This window comes from Rhodospirillum rubrum ATCC 11170, assembly GCF_000013085.1.
GTDB lineage: Bacteria > Pseudomonadota > Alphaproteobacteria > Rhodospirillales > Rhodospirillaceae > Rhodospirillum > Rhodospirillum rubrum.
Map to the genome: position 1 here is coordinate 3,375,288 of NC_007643.1, position 19,603 is coordinate 3,394,890.

At 67.0% G+C, this 19,603-nt stretch carries 16 protein-coding genes and 3 tRNA genes; 7 read left to right on the forward strand and 12 right to left on the reverse strand.

Annotation, left to right across the window (positions count from 1 at the left end; translation table 11 throughout):
- Nucleotides 1-50 precede the first annotated feature (50 nt).
- On the forward strand, nucleotides 51-1,058 hold the full coding sequence (locus RRU_RS15120) for an ATP-binding protein (RefSeq protein ID WP_237703775.1): 1,008 nt from the start codon (nucleotides 51-53) through the stop codon (nucleotides 1,056-1,058).
- A 118-nt stretch (nucleotides 1,059-1,176) separates the two neighbouring features.
- Here RRU_RS15120 and murA read toward each other — a convergent pair whose 3' ends face one another.
- Both murA and RRU_RS15130 read right to left on the reverse strand, forming a co-directional pair.
- Nucleotides 1,177-2,454 carry a UDP-N-acetylglucosamine 1-carboxyvinyltransferase gene (gene murA / locus RRU_RS15125; protein ID WP_011390681.1) on the reverse strand — a complete coding sequence of 426 codons (1,278 nt, stop codon included), beginning with the start codon at nucleotides 2,452-2,454 and terminating at the stop codon, nucleotides 1,177-1,179.
- 190 nt (nucleotides 2,455-2,644) lie between these two features.
- Entirely contained in the window at nucleotides 2,645-2,827 is a 183-nt protein-coding gene (locus RRU_RS15130; RefSeq protein WP_011390682.1) for a hypothetical protein, read from the reverse strand.
- A gap of 140 nt (nucleotides 2,828-2,967) precedes the next feature.
- Between RRU_RS15130 and RRU_RS15135 the strand changes: the two genes are divergently transcribed.
- The 4 genes from RRU_RS15135 to RRU_RS15150 all read left to right on the forward strand — a co-directional run bounded on the left by RRU_RS15135 (nucleotide 2,968) and on the right by RRU_RS15150 (nucleotide 4,394).
- Nucleotides 2,968-3,042: transfer RNA gene (locus tag RRU_RS15135), tRNA-Thr, on the forward strand.
- Between the two features lie 165 nt (nucleotides 3,043-3,207).
- Nucleotides 3,208-3,282 (forward strand) — tRNA-Thr (locus RRU_RS15140).
- 237 nt (nucleotides 3,283-3,519) lie between these two features.
- A complete protein-coding gene (locus RRU_RS15145; protein WP_011390683.1) occupies nucleotides 3,520-4,083 on the forward strand; it encodes a hypothetical protein in 564 nt (187 codons plus the stop codon).
- 234 nt (nucleotides 4,084-4,317) lie between these two features.
- Nucleotides 4,318-4,394 (forward strand) — tRNA-Asp (locus RRU_RS15150).
- Between the two features lie 77 nt (nucleotides 4,395-4,471).
- Here RRU_RS15150 and RRU_RS15155 read toward each other — a convergent pair.
- The 6 genes from RRU_RS15155 to RRU_RS15180 form a co-directional block, all read right to left on the reverse strand.
- On the reverse strand, nucleotides 4,472-5,230 hold the full coding sequence (locus RRU_RS15155) for an EAL domain-containing protein (RefSeq protein WP_011390684.1): 759 nt from the start codon (nucleotides 5,228-5,230) through the stop codon (nucleotides 4,472-4,474).
- Nucleotides 5,231-5,299: 69 nt separating this feature from the next.
- Entirely contained in the window at nucleotides 5,300-7,753 is a 2,454-nt protein-coding gene (locus RRU_RS15160) for a PAS domain-containing protein (RefSeq protein WP_011390685.1), read from the reverse strand.
- Between the two features lie 65 nt (nucleotides 7,754-7,818).
- On the reverse strand, nucleotides 7,819-9,180 hold the full coding sequence (locus RRU_RS15165; protein ID WP_011390686.1) for a dihydroorotase: 1,362 nt from the start codon (nucleotides 9,178-9,180) through the stop codon (nucleotides 7,819-7,821).
- Between the two features lie 102 nt (nucleotides 9,181-9,282).
- Nucleotides 9,283-11,043, reverse strand: a complete 1,761-nt coding sequence (gene asnB / locus RRU_RS15170) for an asparagine synthase (glutamine-hydrolyzing) (RefSeq protein ID WP_011390687.1) — start codon at nucleotides 11,041-11,043, stop codon at nucleotides 9,283-9,285.
- Nucleotides 11,044-11,064: 21 nt separating this feature from the next.
- The gene (locus tag RRU_RS15175; RefSeq protein WP_011390688.1) at nucleotides 11,065-12,120 is read right to left on the reverse strand and encodes a glycosyltransferase; all 1,056 of its coding nucleotides are present in this window, start codon (nucleotides 12,118-12,120) and stop codon (nucleotides 11,065-11,067) included.
- A gap of 72 nt (nucleotides 12,121-12,192) precedes the next feature.
- Complete coding sequence (locus RRU_RS15180; protein ID WP_011390689.1) at nucleotides 12,193-13,248, reverse strand: glycosyltransferase; 1,056 nt, start codon at nucleotides 13,246-13,248, stop codon at nucleotides 12,193-12,195.
- A 178-nt stretch (nucleotides 13,249-13,426) separates the two neighbouring features.
- Between RRU_RS15180 and RRU_RS15185 the strand changes: the two genes are divergently transcribed.
- On the forward strand, nucleotides 13,427-14,365 hold the full coding sequence (locus RRU_RS15185) for a YgfZ/GcvT domain-containing protein (RefSeq protein WP_011390690.1): 939 nt from the start codon (nucleotides 13,427-13,429) through the stop codon (nucleotides 14,363-14,365).
- Between the two features lie 167 nt (nucleotides 14,366-14,532).
- Nucleotides 14,533-14,835 carry a helix-turn-helix domain-containing protein gene (locus RRU_RS15190; RefSeq protein WP_014626476.1) on the forward strand — a complete coding sequence of 101 codons (303 nt, stop codon included), beginning with the start codon at nucleotides 14,533-14,535 and terminating at the stop codon, nucleotides 14,833-14,835.
- 140 nt (nucleotides 14,836-14,975) lie between these two features.
- Here the strand turns inward: RRU_RS15190 and RRU_RS15195 are convergent, their stop codons facing one another.
- The 4 genes from RRU_RS15195 to RRU_RS15210 all read right to left on the reverse strand — a co-directional run bounded on the left by RRU_RS15195 (nucleotide 14,976) and on the right by RRU_RS15210 (nucleotide 19,567).
- Nucleotides 14,976-16,796, reverse strand: coding sequence for an ABC transporter ATP-binding protein (locus tag RRU_RS15195; RefSeq protein WP_014626477.1), 1,821 nt, complete (start codon nucleotides 16,794-16,796; stop codon nucleotides 14,976-14,978).
- The gene (gene lptF / locus RRU_RS15200; RefSeq protein ID WP_011390693.1) at nucleotides 16,793-17,983 is read right to left on the reverse strand and encodes an LPS export ABC transporter permease LptF; all 1,191 of its coding nucleotides are present in this window, start codon (nucleotides 17,981-17,983) and stop codon (nucleotides 16,793-16,795) included. The genes RRU_RS15195 and lptF overlap by 4 nt, the downstream gene beginning before the upstream one ends.
- 87 nt (nucleotides 17,984-18,070) lie before the next feature.
- Entirely contained in the window at nucleotides 18,071-19,030 is a 960-nt protein-coding gene (locus RRU_RS15205) for an ArgK/MeaB family GTPase (protein WP_011390694.1), read from the reverse strand.
- A gap of 42 nt (nucleotides 19,031-19,072) precedes the next feature.
- Nucleotides 19,073-19,567, reverse strand: coding sequence for a hypothetical protein (locus RRU_RS15210; protein WP_011390695.1), 495 nt, complete (start codon nucleotides 19,565-19,567; stop codon nucleotides 19,073-19,075).
- Nucleotides 19,568-19,603 lie beyond the last annotated feature (36 nt).

The window sequence follows — 19,603 nt, forward strand, 5'->3', positions numbered from 1 at the left end:
TGGCCTCGGGGAAGAAAACTTCGGGATTGCGCCGACAGATTTTCCTTTCGATGACGGTCATGGCCTTCAGTGTCGTCCTGCTGTCGATATGCGGATCCTATGTGTTCTATGCGGTCTTCCTGACCTATTCCCCGTCCAGCATCTCCGATGACCTGCTGCCCGCTCCGGCGGAGGTCGCCTGGATGACCGTCACGATGCTGGCGGCCCTGCTTCTCGCCGCCGTGATCGCCATCCGATTGGCGCGGCGGATCCTGACGCCGCTCAACTCCGTCGCCGACAGCCTGCATCGGATGGCGGAGGGCGACCTTTCGGCCCGGGCGGTCGCCGACGATCTGTCGATGGGCGAAGCCACGCGTCTGGTGGCCGATTTCAACAACATGGCCGAGCGCCTGGATGGCATGGCGCGGGAACGCGCCTTCTGGAACGCCGCGATCGCCCACGAATTGCGAACGCCCGTGACGGTTCTTCGCGGTCGCCTTCAAGGTTTGGCGGAGGGGGTGTTCGAACCCACCCCCGCCATGTTCTCGGGGCTGCTGATCCATATGGAGGGGTTGAGCCGGCTGGTCGAGGATTTGCGCGTGCTGGGCCTGGACGAAAGCGGGCGGCTGGAGTTGCGGCTGGAGCAATGCGACCTCGCCGCCGAAATCGCGGCGCTGATCAACGCCTTCGAGCCCAATCTGCGCGCCGCCGGTTTCGTTCTCGCCCAGGATCTGGACGGAGGCGAGGTCGTCTGCGACCCGATGCGGATTCGGCAGGCGCTCTCGGCGCTGCTCGACAACGCCATCCATCACGCCGAACCCGGAGCCCTTCAGGTTCGCCTCCGCCTGGAGGACGAGCGGATCCGCCTTCAGGTCGAAGACAAGGGGCCGGGCATCCCGACCGACCTCATGGAGTGCGTGTTCGATGCGTTCCGCCGTGGCGCGAAGCCGCGCCTGGGCGGAGGTAGTGGTTTGGGATTGGCCGTCGTAAGGGCCATCGCCCGCGCCCATGGCGGAGAAGCCGCCTGCCGGGCCTCCGATAGCCAGGGAACGATCTTCGAACTGACGTGGCCCGCCTGAGGCCGGCGGCCGTGCTCCGCCCGCTCCTGTCGCGGCGCGGCGCCCTTAAGGCGGCAGGCGTGAAACCGGGGCGCCGCCTACCGCTCTAAAAGTCTAATCGTTAAGCAAATCCACTCTTCTAATCGCGCAGGCGTTCGATGGTGGCGCCGCAGGCGGCCAGCTTGTCCTCCACCCGTTCATAGCCGCGATCGAGATGATAGACCCGGTTGATGATGGTCTCGCCCGAAGCCGCCAGGGCGGCCAGCACCAGACAGACCGAAGCCCGCAGATCGGTGGCCATCACCTGGGCGCCCGACAGGCCGGCGACGCCGCGCACGATCGCCGAGCCGCCATGGATATTGATATCGGCGCCCATGCGGCTCAGTTCGGGCACATGCATGAAGCGGTTTTCAAAGATGCTTTCGGTGATCATCGAAGCGCCCCGGGCCGTGCTCATCACCGCCATCCATTGCGCCTGCATATCGGTGGGAAAGCCGGGGAAGGGCTCGGTCATCACGTCAACGCCGGTCAACGCGCTGGTTCGGGCGTCGATTTCCAGGCCACCCTCGATGGCGGTGACCACGACTCCGGCGCGGCGCAGGTGATCGACCAGCGATTCCACCAGATCAAGCCGGGTTCCCGTCAGGGTCAGCCGGCCGCGCGTCGCCGCCGCCGCCAGGGCATAGGTGCCGGTTTCGATGCGATCGGGGACCACGGCGTGGCTGGTCCCGCCCAGCGTGTCCACACCCTCTACCCGCAGGGTTCCGGTGCCGATGCCGTCGATCTTCGCCCCCATCGCCCGCAGGCACAGCGCCAGATCGGTGATCTCGGGCTCGCGGGCGACGTTTTCCAGCAGGGTCTCGCCCTCGGCCAGGGTCGCCGCCATCAGGGCGTTTTCGGTGCCGCCGACGGTGACCTTGGGGAAGGTGATCTTCGCCCCCTTGAGCCGGCCCTCGACGCTGGCGTGGATATAGCCTTCCTTCAGTTCGATATGGGCGCCCAGGGCTTCCAGGGCCTTGAGGTGCAGATCGACCGGCCGGGTGCCGATGGCGCAGCCGCCGGGCAAGGAGACGCGGGCGCGGCCGTGGCGGGCGACCAGCGGCCCGAGCACCAGGATCGAGGCGCGCATCTTGCGCACCAGATCATAGGGGGCGGTGGTATCGGACAGGCCCGAGGCGTCAAGATCGATATGGCGACCGGCGCTGGACTCGGCGCCATTGAGCAAGGTCCCCACCCCCATCTGGCCGAGCAGCGCCGCCATCGTGCGGATATCGGCCAGATCGGGCAGATTGGTCAGGGTCACCGGCTGGTCGGTCAGCAGACAGACCGGCATCAAGGTCAGCGCCGCGTTCTTGGCCCCCCCGATCCGGATGGTGCCATCAAGCGGAGCGCCGCCGACAATGCGTATCCTGTCCATAACCGGAAAGACCTTCCAAACTTTCTAAGCGGGCCGGCGGAATTGATTCTGCGGCCCGGCGACGGAAGGGCGTTTCCTATCCCATAACGGCGCGGCGCGCCAGATCAAAACTGAGCGCGAGAGACCGCGATTCGCTTAGAAACTTTTGTCTAGAATCAACAGATTAAGCAGAGATCGACCCACCGAAGGCCTAATCCGCGGACGGCTTGGCGCGGGCGCGGGCCTGATCCTTGCGCCGGCGCAGGTTTTCGCGCAAGGCGGCGGCCTCGCGTTCCAGGCGGTCGACATCGCGCTGCGGGGCGGGTTGGCGGCGGGTGGGAGGAGCCTTGGGCGCGCCACCGTCCTTGTCGTCAAAATCGCGGGATTGGGTCATGGGGGCGATTGTGCCCGCGATCCCCGTCCCGGCAAACCAAAAAACGCCGAAATCATCCCTTGCATCCCCCGAAGCGCTGTGGCACTTTCCGCCGCCTTCGAGGGGCCCGGGCTTTTCCCGGATTTCTCGCGGAAAATCGTGCCGCCGTAGCTCAGGGGTAGAGCACACCCTTGGTAAGGGTGGGGTCGGGTGTTCGATTCACCCCGGCGGCACCAGTTTCCCGGTCCGCTATCGGCCTTTTTCTTTGGAAAAGCGCCTTGCCAGGACCGGCGCCTTGTGTCACTTTGCGCGCCTTCCCGCCGACCCTTGACATCGGGTCTATCCCTCGGGAAACGGGGCCTTTTGGGCCCCTTGGCCGTCCCTTCGCGGGACGCTGGCATGCCGCCGTAGCTCAGGGGTAGAGCACACCCTTGGTAAGGGTGGGGTCGGGTGTTCGATTCACCCCGGCGGCACCATTTTCCCACGCCCCATACGTGCGGGAAACGCTCCCTTCACGGGACCGTTTGGTCTTTTCTTCTTGACAAAAATCCCGAGTCGCGAAAAACCCGCCCTTGCGGCGCGAGTCAGGCCGTTCTCCCCTCCTAAAACGCCGAGTACATTCATTGGGTTACCTTTGAGCGCAGCGACTTGTTGTCAAAGCGCCCGCCCCAAGAGCATGATCATGGTCAGATATCTTTGGAGGGCAGAAGGCCATGGACTCCCAGCAGAACATTGATCTCGGCGGCACCGCTTTGGCGGCGCAGGCTTATGCGCCCCCCCGGATCGAACCGGCGGCCCCTCTACCGACCGAGGACGCGGTGGCCCCCAGCGGGGCGACGGCGACCCGGCAGGAAAGCCGGCGGCCCAACGGCGATGGTCCCTTGCTCAACCCGCGCATGATTCTCGACCCCAAGCTTTATGTGAACGTCGCCAAATACTCCTTTAACAACGGAAGCGTGCAATTCCAGGTTCCTTCCCGCGACCAGCTTGAGGCCTATCAACGCAATCAGGACGCTCAGGCCACGGTGGTCCAAGCCGAGAAGGTCGAAGTCACCGACCGCAAGGTGGTTGAAAAGACCAGCGAGGTTCAGCAGGTCACCGACGGCGAAGGGCCGGCCGAGACCCAGGCTTCGGGCATAGTCGCCGCCTCGGTCGTCAGCCAGACCACCACGGTCGATCCGTCGGGCGCCTCCCGCGCCGATACCGGTCGCCCGGCGGCGGCCGCCGCCCCCCGGCAGGTCAGCGCGCCCGGACAGACCGTGGAACTGGAGGCGTAAAAGCCGATCAAGGCACCCCGGCCCGATGTGGGCCGCCTTGACCTTGCGGTTTTCCTGTTTTTCTCCGTTTTTAGCCCCTCGCGCGAACTTCGCGCGGGGGGTTTTTATCATCGGGCGCGGAATGGCGCCGTTTTGGCCGCGACGACGACCCCCCGATAAAAAAATGCGATAAGACCGCATTTCTTGCTTGCGCCCCCCGAAAGACACCGATATAAACCGCCACCTCGGAACGACGCGGGTGTAGCTCAGTTGGTTAGAGCGCTGGCCTGTCACGCCAGAGGTCGCCGGTTCAAGTCCGGTCACTCGCGCCATCCGAAGGAAGATCAGGCCCCCTCACGGGGGCCTTTCTTTTGCGCGTTTTCCAAGGGTTATCCCGGCTCGGGATAGGTCACCCCAGGTCGGGAAAGACGATCTCGGCCTCGGTGATCAACCGGCCAAGCTTGGGCCGGGCGAACAGGTAGCCCTGGAAACGGGTGATGCCCATGGCGACCAGGGCACGCAATTCGCCAAGGGTTTCCACGCCCTCGGCCACCACATCGATGGCCAGCCGCTCGCAGATGCCGACAAGTCCGCCGACGATGGCCTGCCGCACCCGATCCTCGCCGATGCCCTCGACCAGAAGACGGTCGATCTTCAGGCAATCGGGCTGGAAATCGGCCAGCAGCCCCAAACCGGCATAGCCCGTTCCGAAATCATCCAGCGCCGTCTGAAAGCCGAAGCGGTGGTAGGTGGCGACGATGGCGCGCAGATGGTCGCGATCCATCACCCTTTCGTTCTCGGTGAACTCGAAGGTGATGCGGTCCATAGGAAAGCCCAGGCGGCGGGCGGTGTCCAAGGTCAGCCGCAAACAGGTTTCCGCGTGGTAGACCGCATTGGGCAGGAAATTGATATTGAGGCGGGCGGTCATCGCCTGGGCGACCGCCAGTTCGATCGCCTTGGTTCGGCAGGCCTGATCGAAGGCGTAAAGGGTCTCGGGGGTAACCCGCGCCAAAACCGCCTGGGCCCCCTCGCCGTCCACGCCGCGCACCAAGGCCTCATAGGCATAAATGCGCCGCGTGGGCAGATCGACGACGGGCTGAAAGGCCATGGTGAACTCGAAGCCCAGGGATCGCTTGCACTCTCCCCCGCAGGCCGGCGTCTCGGGCATCGCGCAGTCCTTCTCTGACAAAAGGGGGGCTCTGACAAAAGGGGGGCTCTGACAAAAGCGGGGCGCGACTCAGGCGCCCCGGCGCTGGGGCGGAATCCCTTCCAGGGCGTCCTCGCCCATTTCCTCGGCCAGGGCGGCGCGCAGGTCGAAGGTGCGCACCGGCTTGTGCAGCAAACGAAAGCCGCTGGCCGTGACCTCGCGCAGGCGCTCGGGCGAGGTATCGCCGGTGACGATCACCCCGGGGATGGTCACGCCAAAGGCCTGACGCAGGCTTTGCACCGCCGCCACGCCGGTCCCCCCGGCCTGAAGGCGATAGTCGGCGATGATCACCGCCGGCGCCTTTGGCGACCCGCGCAAGGCCTCGAAGGCTTCCAGCATGTCCTGGGCGGCCACCACGTCGAAGCCCCAGTCCTCGAGCAGCAGGGCCATGCCGTCGAGCACGGCGCTGTCATCGTCGATCACCACCGCCAGGGTGCCATCGCGGATGGCCGGCAGGCCGGTGGCCGTCCACGAGGTCACGGCCGCTTCCATCTCTTCGGGCGAGGCCTGGGGCAAAGCCACCTCGAACATCGTTCCCCGGCCAACCTCGGAGCGCACCGCGACGGGATGACCAAGCAACTGCGACAGCCTGCGGACGATGGCCAGCCCCAGGCCCAGCCCCTGGGCCCGGTCGCGCCCCTGATTGCCCACCTGATAGAATTCTTCAAAAATCAGATCCAGACGGTCGGCGGGAATGCCGATGCCGCTGTCCCAGACCTGGAAAACCACGGTCCCGCCCCGTCGCCGGCATCCCAGAACCACGCCGCCGCTCTGGGTATAGCGGTAGGCGTTGGTAACAAGATTGCGCAAGATCCGTTCCACCAGCGTATCATCGCTACAGGCCATCAGCGCGCTTTTGACGACCCGGAAACGCAGGCCCTTGGCCTCGAACAGCGGCCGCATCTCCGTATCCATGCGCTCAAGGATATTGTTCACGGCGAAGGGCTGGGGGGCGGCGGTGACGATGCCGGCATCGAGCTTGGACACATCGAGCAGCGAATCGAGCAGGTCGCCCAGGGCATTGACCGATTGCCCCACCCGTTGCACCAGTTCATAGGCGCGGGGCTGCTCGCGGACCTGACGGGTCAGCAGACCGACATAGATGTTGAGCGCCTGCATCGGTTGGCGCAGATCGTGGCTGGCCGCGGCCAGAAAGCGGGATTTCGAGGTGCTGGCCGCCTCGGCCCGGGCCAGGGCGTCGCGCACGGCGGCTTCCACTTCGACCCGCTTGGTGGTGTCAAGAAGCAGCCCGACATACCCCAGAACCTCGCCGCCTTCGAGGTGGGGGATGAAAGTCGCCTGGAAGCGCCGCGTGTGACCATCGGGATCGACGAACTCGGAATCGAAGTCGACCCGCTCCCCGGCCAGCGCCGCCTTGCGGCCGGCCAGGGTGGCCTCATTGAGCAGCGGATCGACGCCCTCGCGGAAGGGCCGTCCCAGCAGATCGGTCGGCGGCTTGCCCAGCCAGTCGGTCACCCGGCGATTGACGAATTTGAAGGTGTCGGCCTCATCGACATAGAAGACGACGCCGGGCAGGTTGTCGGTGATCAGCCGAATGAACTGCTCGCGTCGGCATAACTCCTGATGAACCCGCTTTTCGGCGGTGACATCGCGCGAACAGGCGGCGATGGCCACGGTTCGCCCCTCGCCATCCGGGATTGGGGAAAAGGTGTGCTCGCGCCACCGATCGCCGCTGCGATCGACGAAGCGCACCGCCTTGCCGCCATCGATCACCTCGCGCACCCGGGTCTGGCGGACCCAGGCCACCGCCGGTGGCGAGAAGGCGGCCAGCGGCTGACCGATCACCTGATCGCGCGCCACCCCGAGGATCACGGTTCCGGCGGTATTGATAAAGCCGATACGGCCATCGGGCTCGATGCGCATGATCGATTCGTCGATGGCATTGAGCACGGCGCTCAGCCGGGCCTCGCGCTCGGTAACCGTCTGGTCAAGCCGCCGCCAATGCGACACATCAAGCAAGGTCCATAGGGTCAGCCCCGACAGGCCGGCGGCGTTCCCCGCCTCGGCCGGGTCGAGGGTGAAAGCGCCCGGCGGCAGGCTTTGGCGAATCGCCAGAAGACAGACCCCCTGGTCAAGGCTGCCTCCTTCGATCAACCGCCGCTCGACGACCAGCCCGTCGGTGGTCCGCGCCGGGCGCAAAGGCAGGGCCTTTTCCCAAAAGCCATCCAGCGAGGGTTCGCTGCCGGCGGTCGGCGCGAGGTGGGCAAGCAGCCTTGCCGCCGCCCGGTTCCGATAGGCCACCCGCCCATCGCCCCCGGTCACCACCACCGCTTCATCGAGGTTATCAAGCAGATGCGGCCCGCGGGCCCGGGCCAAACGCTCGCCCCTGCGGCAGGCCAGGCGCAGGGACCACGCCCAGGCCCCGGCCAGGAAGCCGCCTCCCAGAACCCACAGGGCTATCTGGGCGCCATCCCCGACGCCGCCTGCGATCCACCCCGTCGAGTCCGCCAGTCCATTGATCATGCGGATCCCTTTGCCATAACCAAGCGGGTCAGCTTATCGCCTTCCGCCCCGCTGTCACAGCCCGCTTACCGAAGAACGGCGGACTCCTTCGTCAGGGGCGGCAGGGGATGAAAACGCACCGGCGCCCCCAAGGGACGCCCCTGAAGGGCGCCGTCGCGCATGACGATGGCCCCGCGAATGATGGTCATCACCGGCCAGCCGCGCACGCTCAGCCCATGAAACGGTGTCCAGCCGCATTTGCTGGCGATCCATTCGTTGGTGATGGTGCGTTCGGCGTTCATATCGACCACGGTGAAATCGGCGTCATAGCCCGCCGCGATCCGCCCCTTGCCGGCGATGTCATAAACCCGGGCGGGTCCGGCGCTGGTCAGATCGACGAAGCGTTCCAGGCTCAGCTTGCCGGTGTTGACATGATCAAGCATCACCGGAACCAGGGTCTGCACTCCGGGCATGCCCGAGGGGCTTTTGGGATAGGGAAGGGATTTCTCCTTCAGGGTATGGGGCGCGTGATCGGAGCCGATGATATCAACGACGCCTTGCTCCAGGGCCCGCCATAGGGCTTCGCGGTGGCGAGCCTCGCGAATCGGCGGGTTCATCTGGGCGAAGGTCCCCAGCCCCTCGTAGCAATCGGGGGCGGCAAGGGTCAGATGCTGGGGGGTCACCTCGACGCTGGCGATGTCGCGGTTGTCTTGCAACAGGGCCATTTCTTCGGCGGTGGTCACATGCAGCACATGCACCTTGCGTCCGGCCTGGCGGGCCAAGGCCAGCAGGCGCCGCGTCGCCGCCAGGGCGGTTTCCACGTCGCGCCATTCGGGATGAAGCGCCACCGAAGCCCCATCGGCCACCAGGGCCTTGCGCTCCTTCAAGCGGGCCTCGTCCTCGCAATGGACGGCGACCCGGCGGAAGCCGCCGGCCAGGACCCGGGCGATCGCCTCGTCCTGATCGACCAGCAGCGAGCCGGTCGACGATCCCATGAAGATCTTGACCCCGGCGCAACCATCCCGGCGTTCCCAGCCGCCAAGGGCTGCGGCGTTAGCCGCGCTCGCCCCCAGGAAAAAGGCGTGATCGCACCATGTGCGGCCCTGGGCCCGGGTCAGCTTTTCCTCGAGGGCCTCGGGGCTGTCGGTGGCCGGTGCGGTGTTGGGCATCTCGAAGACGCCGGTCACCCCGCCCAGAACGGCGGCCCGCGTGCCGCTTTCCAGATCCTCCTTGTGCTCTAGACCGGGCTCGCGGAAATGCACCTGGGTATCGATGACCCCGGGAAGCACGTGCAAGCCGGCGCAATCGATGGTCTGGCGCGCCGATCCGGCATCGAGGAAACCGACGCGCACCACCTTGCCGCCACACACGGCGATATCGGCGCGCATGGTACGGCCGGGCAGAACGGCGGTGCCGCCCTTGAGGATCAGATCATAGGACTGGGCCACGTCTCGTCTCTCCACAGATAGCGTCTTCGGTTCGAAAAAGGCGTCGCGCTCTTGGTCTTTTTCTTCAAAGGAGGGATGCCAAAGATCTCCCCGCCGGCCGCCTCAGGCGGCGGTGGACAGGCAGTGGAACACATCGCCCTCGGGCGCCAGCCCGACGATATGGCGGCGGTGCCACAGCGCATAGTAAAGCAAGATCCAGGCGGCGAGCGCCGTCTCCTTGCGCGGATGGGTGAACAGGGCGCGCACGGCCTCGCCGTGGCACCGCGCCGCCACCGCCGGCGAGGCGGCGACCAGCGGCCCCAGGCGATCGCCATGGCGGCTCATCCATTCGCCGACCGGCACGCTGAAGCCGCGTTTGGGGGCGAAGGGCCGGGCCTCGGGCAGGGTGCGTTCCAGCCAGGAGCGCAAGATCCATTTGCCCATGCCGTCGCGCACTTTCAATCCATCGGCCAGCGGCAGACAGAAGCGGGCGACATCGACATCGACGAAGGGCACCCGCCCCTCCAGGCCATGGGCCATCAAGCAGCGGTCAAGCTTGTTGAGCAGGTCGTGGGGCAGCCAATCGGCGCAATCAACGCGCTGGGCGCGGATCAGCCGGCTTCCGCCCTGGGCCCGGGCCTCGACCTCGGCCCGGGCGATGCCGGCGCGCCAGTTTCGTCCACCGCCGCCGCGCAGCAGCCCCAGGCCATCAAGCAGGCCCTTGCGGCGCAAGGGACGGGCCAGCGGCCAGGGGCGCATGGCGCTACGATAGCGGCCATAGCCGCCCAGCAGTTCGTCGCCACCCTCGCCGCACAGCACGACCTTGACCGATTTCGCCGCCTCGCGGGCGAGCAGCCAGGTTGGGACGATGGCGTAATCGGCCACCGGATCATCGACGGCGGCGGCGATCGCCGGCAGATGCTCCAGGAAATCGCCCTCGCTGACCGCCACCTCCACATGCCGGGCGCCAACCGCCCTGGTCGCCGCCCGGGCATCGGCCCGCTCGTCGGCGACCTCGGTGCCGGGAAAGCCGGCGGTGAAGGCCAGCACCGGGCGTTCGTTGAGCCGGGCCATCATCGCCAGCACCGACGATGAATCGATGCCGCCCGACAGGAACAGCCCATAGGGCACGTCGGCGCGCTGATGAAGATCAAGGCTGTCTTCAAGCACATGGTCCAGCAGGGCCAAAGGATCGGCCGGGCTGACCCGCTCGCGGACGGCGGGCAGCGCCGGGCGCCGGTGGCGCTCGACCAATTGGGCGTCTTCGAAGACCAGGGTTTCCCCGGGCAAAACCCGGCGGATCCCCTGGAAGATCGTCCGCGCCCCGCAGGTGAACTGCAGCTGCAAAAGCTCGTCGACGGCGGCGGCGTCTTCCCGGGCGGGCAGCAGACCGGCGCCGATCAGCGCCTGGGGCTCGCTGGCGAAGGCCACGCCATCGTTGGTTTCCACGTAATAAAGCGGCTTGATGCCAAAGGGATCGCGGCACAGCACCAGCCGGCGGCGCGGCGGATCCCACAGGGCGATGGCATACATGCCGCGCAGCACATCGAACCCGGCCAGCCCGCGACGGGCGTAAAGGTGCAAGGGCGGTTCGCAGTCCGAGCGGGTCAGGAACACCCCCTCGCCCAATTCGGCGCGCAGTTCGCGGTAGTTATAGACCTCGCCATTGGCCACCAGCACCAGTCCGTCGGGGCCATGCAGCGGCTGATCGCCGGTCAACAGATCGATGATCGCCAGCCGGGCCTGAACCAGCAGCACACCGGGCGCCTCGAACACCCCTTTGCCATCGGGCCCGCGATGGGCCAGCTTTTGCGCGAATCGGTCGGCCAGTCCTTCGGGCACGCTCCGCCCGAGTTTGGTCACCATGCCCGCTATGCCACACATGCCGCGCCGGTCCCCGTCCGCTCACCCACGGTCGACGGCGCCGGAGCGCTCGGCGACGATGGTTTCAAAAAAACTCCGGTAGCTCGCCACCACCTTCTCCTCGGTATAGGCCGCGAGATAGCTGTCCCAGCCCGCCCGCGCCATCGCCTCGCCCAGGCCCGGTTCGCCAAAGGCCTGACGGATCGCCCCGGCCATCGCCCGGTGATCGTCGATCGGCACCAGCAGGCCGTTGTGTCCCGAGGTGATCAGCCGGGCCGGACCATCGGTGCGCGTCGACACCATCGGCGTGCGCTGGGCCCAGGCTTCCAGAACCACATTGCCCAGCGGCTCGTGACGCGAGGGGAAAACCACCAGATCGGCGGCGGCGTACAGGGCCGGGGTATCGTCGCGCCAGCCGAGGAAGCGCACCCGGGGCTTGACGCCGAGATCCTGGGCCAGGGTTTCCAGCGAGGCGCGCAAGGGCCCTTCGCCCGCCAGCCACAGATAGACATCGGGAACCAGGGCCAGGGCGCGCAACAGCACGTCAAAGGCCTTGTTCTCGTGCAGCCGGCCCAAAGCCAGCACCAGGGGGGCGTTTTCCGGGGTGTAAAGCAGCTTGCGCGCGGTCGGCGCCATATGCTGCTGGGGCACGAAATTGGGCAGATGGACGGCGCGTTCGGCGGGAAAGCCCTGCTTGATCACATAATCGCGGATGTCTTCGGTGTTGCAGACCAACCAGTCGCAGCCGCGATAGTACTTCAGATCGTAATAGCCGCCGAGCCGGGCGCAGAACACGTGATTGCCCGGACGGACGAAGCGGGTGGCGCGGTTCATCCAGCTTAGGACCACGGCGGGCTGGAAGCGGGCGATCTCCTGGCGCAGCGCCCGGCCGGTCTTGAAGTCGAAGCGCCCGCCAAAGGGCAGCAGCACCGGGCGCAACCCGGCCTCGCGCATCCGCGCCAAGCGGACGCTGGCCTCGCGCATCACCACGTGCTGGTGCAGACCGGCGCGGTGCAAGGCGATGCACAGGCGTTCGAAGAACAGCTCGGCGCCCCCCTGTTCGGCACCGGCCATGACTTGAAGAATGCGCAAACCCATGGGGACTCCGATAAATCACCGGGAAGAAAAGGAAAATCAGGCGACCCGGCAGGGGGCGCCGGAGGAGAAAACTCAGGCGGTTAAAATACGGTCGATATCAAGGGCCACGGCTTCCCAGGGGCGCAGCCGCCCCGGGTCGGCGGCGGCGGCCGACAGACTGCGCCGCACCGCCGGTTCAACTAGGATCTGCACGGCGACATTGGCGAAGGCCGCCCCGTCGGGGACCAGATAGCCCGTCTCGCCGTTGACCAGCCGCTCGCTGGTGGCGCCCAGGGCGCGGGCCACGGCGGGAAGGCCGCAGGCCTGCGACTCAGCCAGGGTCCAGCAGGTCATGTCATCGACATGACCGGGGTAAAGATGAAGGGTGGCGGCGCGATAAACCGCCGCCATCGCCGTTTCGCCCAAGGGCGCGCGAACCTCGACGCCGCGCCCGGCCAGCCCGCGCACGCGGTCGGTCAGCCGGGACAGGGCGCCGGGCATGACCTCGCCGCCCAGCGCCCGGTGGAGCAGCGCCGAATAGACATGCAGCCGGGCGGCGGGCACCTCGCGGACGATCACGTCCTCCCACAGGTCGAGCAGCCAATCCAGGCCATGCAACGGATGGGTGGTGACCACGGCGACCGGCGGATCACTGGGCCCCTGGCCGATCCGCGGCCGGAAAGCGCCCGAAACGCCGGGCGCGATCACCGTCGAATGCCCGGGCAACAGGGGAGCGGCGGTGCGCTGGGTCAGGCCGAGATAGGCGGTCAGCGGCTGATGGCGTTCGATCGGATCGCGGGCCAGCGGCCAAGCCAACGGACCGGGCGCGGCGAAGGGCAGCAGAATGCGCCGCACCGCCGGCCCCTCGGCCAGATCAAGCAGGGCCGGCTGATCGATGGCGATCAGCGCCTCGACATCCTCCAGGCGCGCGCCCTCTTTGCCACCCTGCCAGCCGACCGGCAGCGGCCGCCAGGACACCCCGGCCACCTCGACCGCCTGGGCGCAGGAATTATGGACGCTGACGCGATGGCCACGCCCGGCCAGGGCGGCGGCCAGACCGCAGACCGCCCGGGCCGCGCCGTCCAAAGGGCGCGCTTCGGGCGAGGTCCCGTCAAAGGCGGGACCGGCGTCGGCGATGGCGATCTTCATGGCGGCTCCAAAACGGCGGGCATCGCGGGCAGGAAAAAGGGATGATAAAGTCCCGGCGGTGGTTCTGACCTTATACCCCCCCACCCCCCGGCTTGCCAACGCCGCCGCCGCACCATACCTGCGAAGGGGTGTGTGGTGATACCCACCGCGTCCCGCCCATCCCTGCCGGAGTGTCCCGATGACCCCTGCCGACCCTTCCGCCGTCAGCCCGCCGGTGCTGTGCCCCCGCCCCGATCGCGGCGTTCTCGGCCTAAGCGGCGCGGACCGCGTGAGCTTCCTTCAGGGGTTGGTCTCCAATGACGTGACCCGGGCCGGACCGGAACAGGCGTTATGGGCGGCATTCCTCACCCCCCAGGGCAAATATCTCCATGATTTCTTCGTCGTTTCCGTTGGCGAGGGGGAAAGCGCCCGCTTGCTGCTGGTCGGCGAGGCGGCCCGCCTGGAAGACCTGCGCGCCCGCCTGTCGCGCTACCGCCTGCGCTCGAAGGTCACCCTCGATCTTGCCGGCGGTTGGACGGTGGCGGTGATCCCCGGCCGCAACGCGGCGGCCAGCCTGGGTTTACCCGATCGGCCGGGGGCGATGCGCGCCCTTGATGGCGGCGGCCTCGCCTTCGTCGATCCCCGGCTGAGCGCGGCGGGCGTTCACCTGCTGCTGCCCGAAGCGGCCGCCAAGCCGCCTTTGCCCCTCGGCGAGGAAAGCCTGTGGCAGGCCCATCGCTTAGCCCTGGGCCTGCCCGAGGGCAGCGACGACCTTGAGCCCGAAAAGGCCCTGCTTCTGGAAAACGGCTTCGAGGAACTGGGCGGCGTGGACTTCAAGAAGGGCTGTTACATGGGCCAGGAACTGACGGCGCGGACCAAATACCGCGGCCTCGTCAAAAAACGCCTGATCCCCGTCGCCATCGACGGCCCCCTGCCCGCCCCGGGCAGCGCGCTGCGCACCGGGGAAGGCCTGGACGCCGGAGAGATGCGCTCGGGTCTGGTGCGCGCCGATGGCCAGACCCTCGGCCTCGCCCTGCTCCGCCTCGCCCGCCTCGGCGGCCCGATCCTCGCCGAGGATGGCGGCGCCACCCTGACACCGTCGATCCCGTCGTGGATGATCATCCCAACGGCGGAGTGATCGAGCATTCCACTTTCCCGCGATAACAACCATTGGTGAATTTCATTTGCCTCCATTGCGGCAATGCCGCATCGTCGCCCTATGATCACCAAGCCAATCACCATCGTGGAACTGAGCGCCTTCACCCGTCGGGCGGAAAAACTCCTATCAGCGGAAAGGCAGGAACCATGAGCAAGATGGGCGATGACCTGATAGAGGCGATGGCCGAGGCCGTGGCCTACATGGACGGCAAGACAAAGGGCTTGGTGACGCACGAGGTCCTGGTTCCCGATGATGTGGACGTGGCGGCGATCCGCAAGGGACTGGGCCTTACCCGCAGCGCCTTCTGCCGCCGCTTCGGCCTCGACATCCGCGCGGTGCAGGAATGGGAGCAGAAGCGACGGCGCCCGGATCGGGCGGCACGCGCCTTGATGCTGGTCATCAAGCATAACCCGCAAGCGGTTGAAGCCGCCTTGCACGACGCCGCCTGACGACCAGGACGCTTCCGACCGGGCGGCGACCAGAGACTGAGAGCGGGGACCGTGAAGTCTGGCCCCCATCACCGCTCTAAGGTCTTGATAGTCAAGAAAATCGTCGTCGCAATCTGGTTCAGATCGCTCGGGATTTGCCCCTAGGCGGGCACGACCTCGGGGTCTTCGGCCGGCTCGTCGGACAGATCGGTGGCGCAGAGGTCGGCATACAAACCGCCCTCGGCCAGCAGGGCGGCGTGGGAGCCCGATTCGACGATGCGCCCGGCATCGATCACATGGATGATATCGGCGTTCATCACCGTCGACAGGCGATGGGCGACGACGATGCAGGTGCGGCCTTGGCGCAGGCGCTCGAAGGCCTGCCGGACATGGCGTTCGCTTTCGGTGTCAAGGGCGCTGGTCGCCTCGTCAAGCAGCAGGATCGGCGCGTTCTTCAGCATCGCCCGGGCGATGACCAGACGCTGGCGCTGACCACCCGACAGCCGGGTTCCCTGCTCGCCGATCACCGTGTCATAGCCCTCGGGCAGGGCCAGAATGAAGTCGTGGGCGGCGGCGTGGCGGGCGGCGTCCTCGATCTCGGCCTGGCTGGCGCCGGGGCGGCCATAGGCGATATTGGCGCGCACGCTGTCATCGAACAGGATGATTTCCTGGGTGACCATGGCGATCGCCGCCCACAGCGAGCGGAAGGTCACCGCGCGCACGTCCTGGCCGTCGATCAACACCCGGCCGCCATCGGCGTCATAGAAACGCGGCACCAGTTGCAAGGCGGTGGATTTGCCCGCCCCCGAGCGACCGACCAGGGCGACCGTCGCCCCGGCGGGGGCGCGAAACGATAAGCCATCGAGGGCCGGCCCCTCCTGGGTGGGATAGGTCAGACGCACGTCGTCGAACACGATCTCGCCCCCCCCAACAACCAGGGCCGGGGCGTCCTTGCCCTCGCGCAGGGCCGGCGGCGTGTCGATCACCCCATACATCCGCTCCACCGCCGCCATGCCTTCCTGGGCGACGACATTGACGCCGCCGATGCGCTTGATCGGCTGATAGAGCAGGAATAACGAGGTGATGAAGGCGAAGAAGGTGCCGGGATCAAGATCGCCCGCCGTCACCCGCTGTCCGCCATAGATGACCACGGCGGCGAAGGCGAAGCCCGACAGGATTTCGACCACCATCGAAATCGCCGCGCCGATGCGTTCCGAGCGCATCAGGTGGCGATAGATGCGATCGACCGTGGCCGCCACCCGCGCCCGCTCGTGCTCGCCGGCGTTATAGACCTTGACCACGCGGATCGCCTGGAAGACCTGAAGCAGCAGGGCGTCAAGCTGGCCCGATTGGGCCTGCATGCCGCGCGCCGCCTTGCGCACCCGCTTGCCAAGCAGGGCGATCGGCAAAACGGCGGCGGGGAACACGGTCACAGCGATCAGGGCGAGTTCGATATCAAGAAGGAACAGCGACACCACCAGACTGACCATGGTCACCGCGTCGCGGCCGACCACCATGATCCCCGAGGTGATGGTGTTCTTGAGCAAGGTCAGATCGACGGTGAAGCGGCTGACCAGGGCCGCCGTCTGCTGCTGGGCGAAGAAGGCGATATCCATGCCCTGAAGGTGATCGTAAAGCGCCTCGCGACAGCGCTGCACCACCCGCAGCCCCACCCGGTTCATCAGGGTGCGCTGGCCGTAATTGGCCAAGCCCTTGAGGACGAAAGCCACCGGAAAGGCCAGGGCGATCAGCATCAGCACGTCGCGGTCGTGGCGGGCGAACACGTCGTTGACCGCCGGCTTCATCAACCAAGCGATCGCCGAGGTCGAGGCGGCCACCGCCAGCATGCACAGCACCGCCAGGGCGATCAGCCCCCATTGCTGGGCCAGATGATCCTTGATCAGCCGGCCGACCAGCCGCAGGGTCGATGGCCCCGCCGCCTCGGCCTCACCCGCCTCGCGCGCCGTCCGGGTCGTCATCATCGTCCCGCTCCGCCGCCCAGGGCCGGGGCCGCCGTCCGCCCGCGCCGTGGCGCCAGCCGCCGCCGCCCCCAGCGCTCGGAAGGCCAGACCAGCCAGATCCAGCCGACGAGGATCGGCAGAAGCGTCATCAGATCAAGCAGCAGCAGGCCATCAAGGGATTTCTTGGCCACCGTCGCCGCCCCCAGGCTACCGGCCTGGAACAGCACGACCAGGGCGACGGCCAAAATCACCCGCTTATTGCCGCCGCGCCGATCAAACTCGCCGGTCAGCACGGCGGCCAGACCGATCAGCAGGAAGCCGATATGGGCCAAAGGCCGCAACAGCCGCAGGTGGGCCTCCATGCGCATGCGCCGGATATGGCGCTCTTCATAGGTAAAGGGATAATCGGGATCGATGCGATCGCCGGCCTTGAGCGAAATCAGCTCCGACAGCGGCCTTTCGCGTTCCTCGCGAAAGCGCATTTCGGTGCTTGCCGCCTTGCCGCCCAGATCCACGGCATAGCTGTCAAAATACAGGAAATTGACCTTACCGGTCTGGCGGTTGCGTTCCTGGCGGTTGCCATTGATCAGCAAGATGCGCGCGCCCTCGCCTTCGCGCACCAGGGCGCCGCTTTCGGCCATCACCGTCAGATCGCTGGTCTTGCCGGTGGTATCGTGGATCATCAGATCGATCAGCCGGCCGTCCTTGGCCCGTTCACCGGCGTAAACGATCAGCCCGTCCTTCATCTGATTGAACTGGCCTTCCTTGATGACCAAGCTCGAAACCTCGCCGCGCACCTCGTATTTGATCGCCTCGAAGGCCCCTTCCATCGCTGGCACCACCGACAGCGTCAGCCAATAGCCCACCCCGGTCAGCACGGCGCAGAGCGCCAGGGCCGGGCGGGCCAATTGCCAGGGCCCCATGCCGGCGGCGCGCATGACGATCAGTTCGCGGTCGGCGGCCAGCCGGTTGTAGGTGAACAGCACCACGGCGAACAAGGCGATGGGAATGAAGACCGTGAGGAAGCCCGGCATCAGCAGCAGGGTCAGGCGCAGGAAGGTGGCGACCGACAGCCCCTTGTTGACGAACCAATCGAGGAACTTCAGGGAATTGATCAGCCAGATCAACACGATCAAGGCCACCGACCCCACGGCGAGGCCGACGAGCAGGTTGCGCAGGATATAGCGGTGCAGCGTATGGATGATCATCGGTTCCCGATATCCCAGGGCCCAAACAAAAGTCCCGGGGCCATCATCCCGGCGCGTGTCAGGGGGTAACGGCCGGGGGCGAGAAGGTCAAGCCAGTTCCCGCGCCAGCACGGCCAGCCGGTCAAAGGGGCTTTCCCCGGGGGCCAGGGCCAGCGGCCCGGCCTTGCGCAGGCCCTCGCGGCCGAAGCGCTCGCGCACCGAGTCCTTCAGCCAGCCCTCGGCCTGAAGATGACGGAGCGCCCTTATGCGGTCGCCCTTGGCCAAATAGGCGCCATGCTCGTCGATGGCGCGGGCCAGGGCGTCAACGCCGTCGCCCATCCGGGCGCTGACCATCAGCACCTGGGCGGTCCAATCGTCCTCGGCATCGCTCAACGACAGCGCGCCTTCGACATCGGCGCGCGCCCGCATGGCCTCGCGCGTCATATCGGCCTTGGTCACCACCACCAGATGGGGGATTTCGGCGATGCCGGCCTTCATGTACTGCAAACTATCGCCCGATCCGGGCTGAACGCAAAAAACCACCGTATCGACCACCCGGCTGACCTCGGTTTCCGACTGGCCGACGCCGACGGTCTCGATCAGCACCACGTCGAACAGGGCGCGCATCAGCACCATCGCCGCCACGGTCAGCCCGGCCAAGCCGCCCAGATGATCGCGCGCCGCCATCGAGCGGACGAAGACGCCGCGATCCTCGGGATCGACGCTCAGCCGCGTGCGATCGCCAAGCAGGGCGCCGCCCGACCGCCGGGAACTGGGATCGATGGCGATGACGCCCACGGTTTTCCCGGCCGCCCGCCAGTGGGTGATCAGGCCGTTGACCAGCGTCGACTTGCCAACCCCGGGCGGTCCGGTGATGCCGATCACCCGGGCCCGGGGAGCGGCATGGGCCTGGGCCAGCAGCGTGGTGGTTTCAAGCGCGTCGGGGGCGGTTTCCAGGCCGGCCAGGGCGCGCGCCAGGGCCGCCTTGCCGCCCGCCCGCAAAAGGCCCAGCCGATCGGCGGCCTCGGCCGGCGCGGCGGCGCGGCCGGGGGTCAGAGACGCCGACACGAGGTGGCCTCCCGCTGACGAAGGGGCGTGCTCGCCAAGCCGCTACTCCGAATGAACCGGGCTGTCATCCTTCAGCCGTTCACTGATATCAAGGATGAGCGTGGCGAGAAAACGGCGATACATGTCTTCGCTTTGGATGGTGTAGAGCGTGCCGCAGGCCGGGGCGCAGGCGACCGGATCGTTCTGCACCGTGGCGTAAAGCCGGCCCAAGGGATCCCTCAGCCGCTTGAGCGCGCCTTCGATGCCATCGGCGCCGAAGGCCTCGGCCCCATAAAAGGTTTTCCCCAGATCGGCGGCGATCACCGTTAGACAGGCGATCTCGCCGTCCATCGCCTTGCGGATCTGTTCGGCATCCCCCGATTCATAGGCATCGGCCCCGGCATCCGAACAGGCGGCCATGCGATCGGGCACCGTATCAAGGGTGCGGAACTCATCGGCGGTCGGTGGTTCGGCGAAGGCGGGTCCCATCCCGCAAAGGGCGCCCAGCAGCGAGCCCCCGGCAAAGACAGCGGACACGACGAGTGACGAGCGGCCCATTTTTTCGCGAAATCCCATTCCCCTTAGACCACGCCC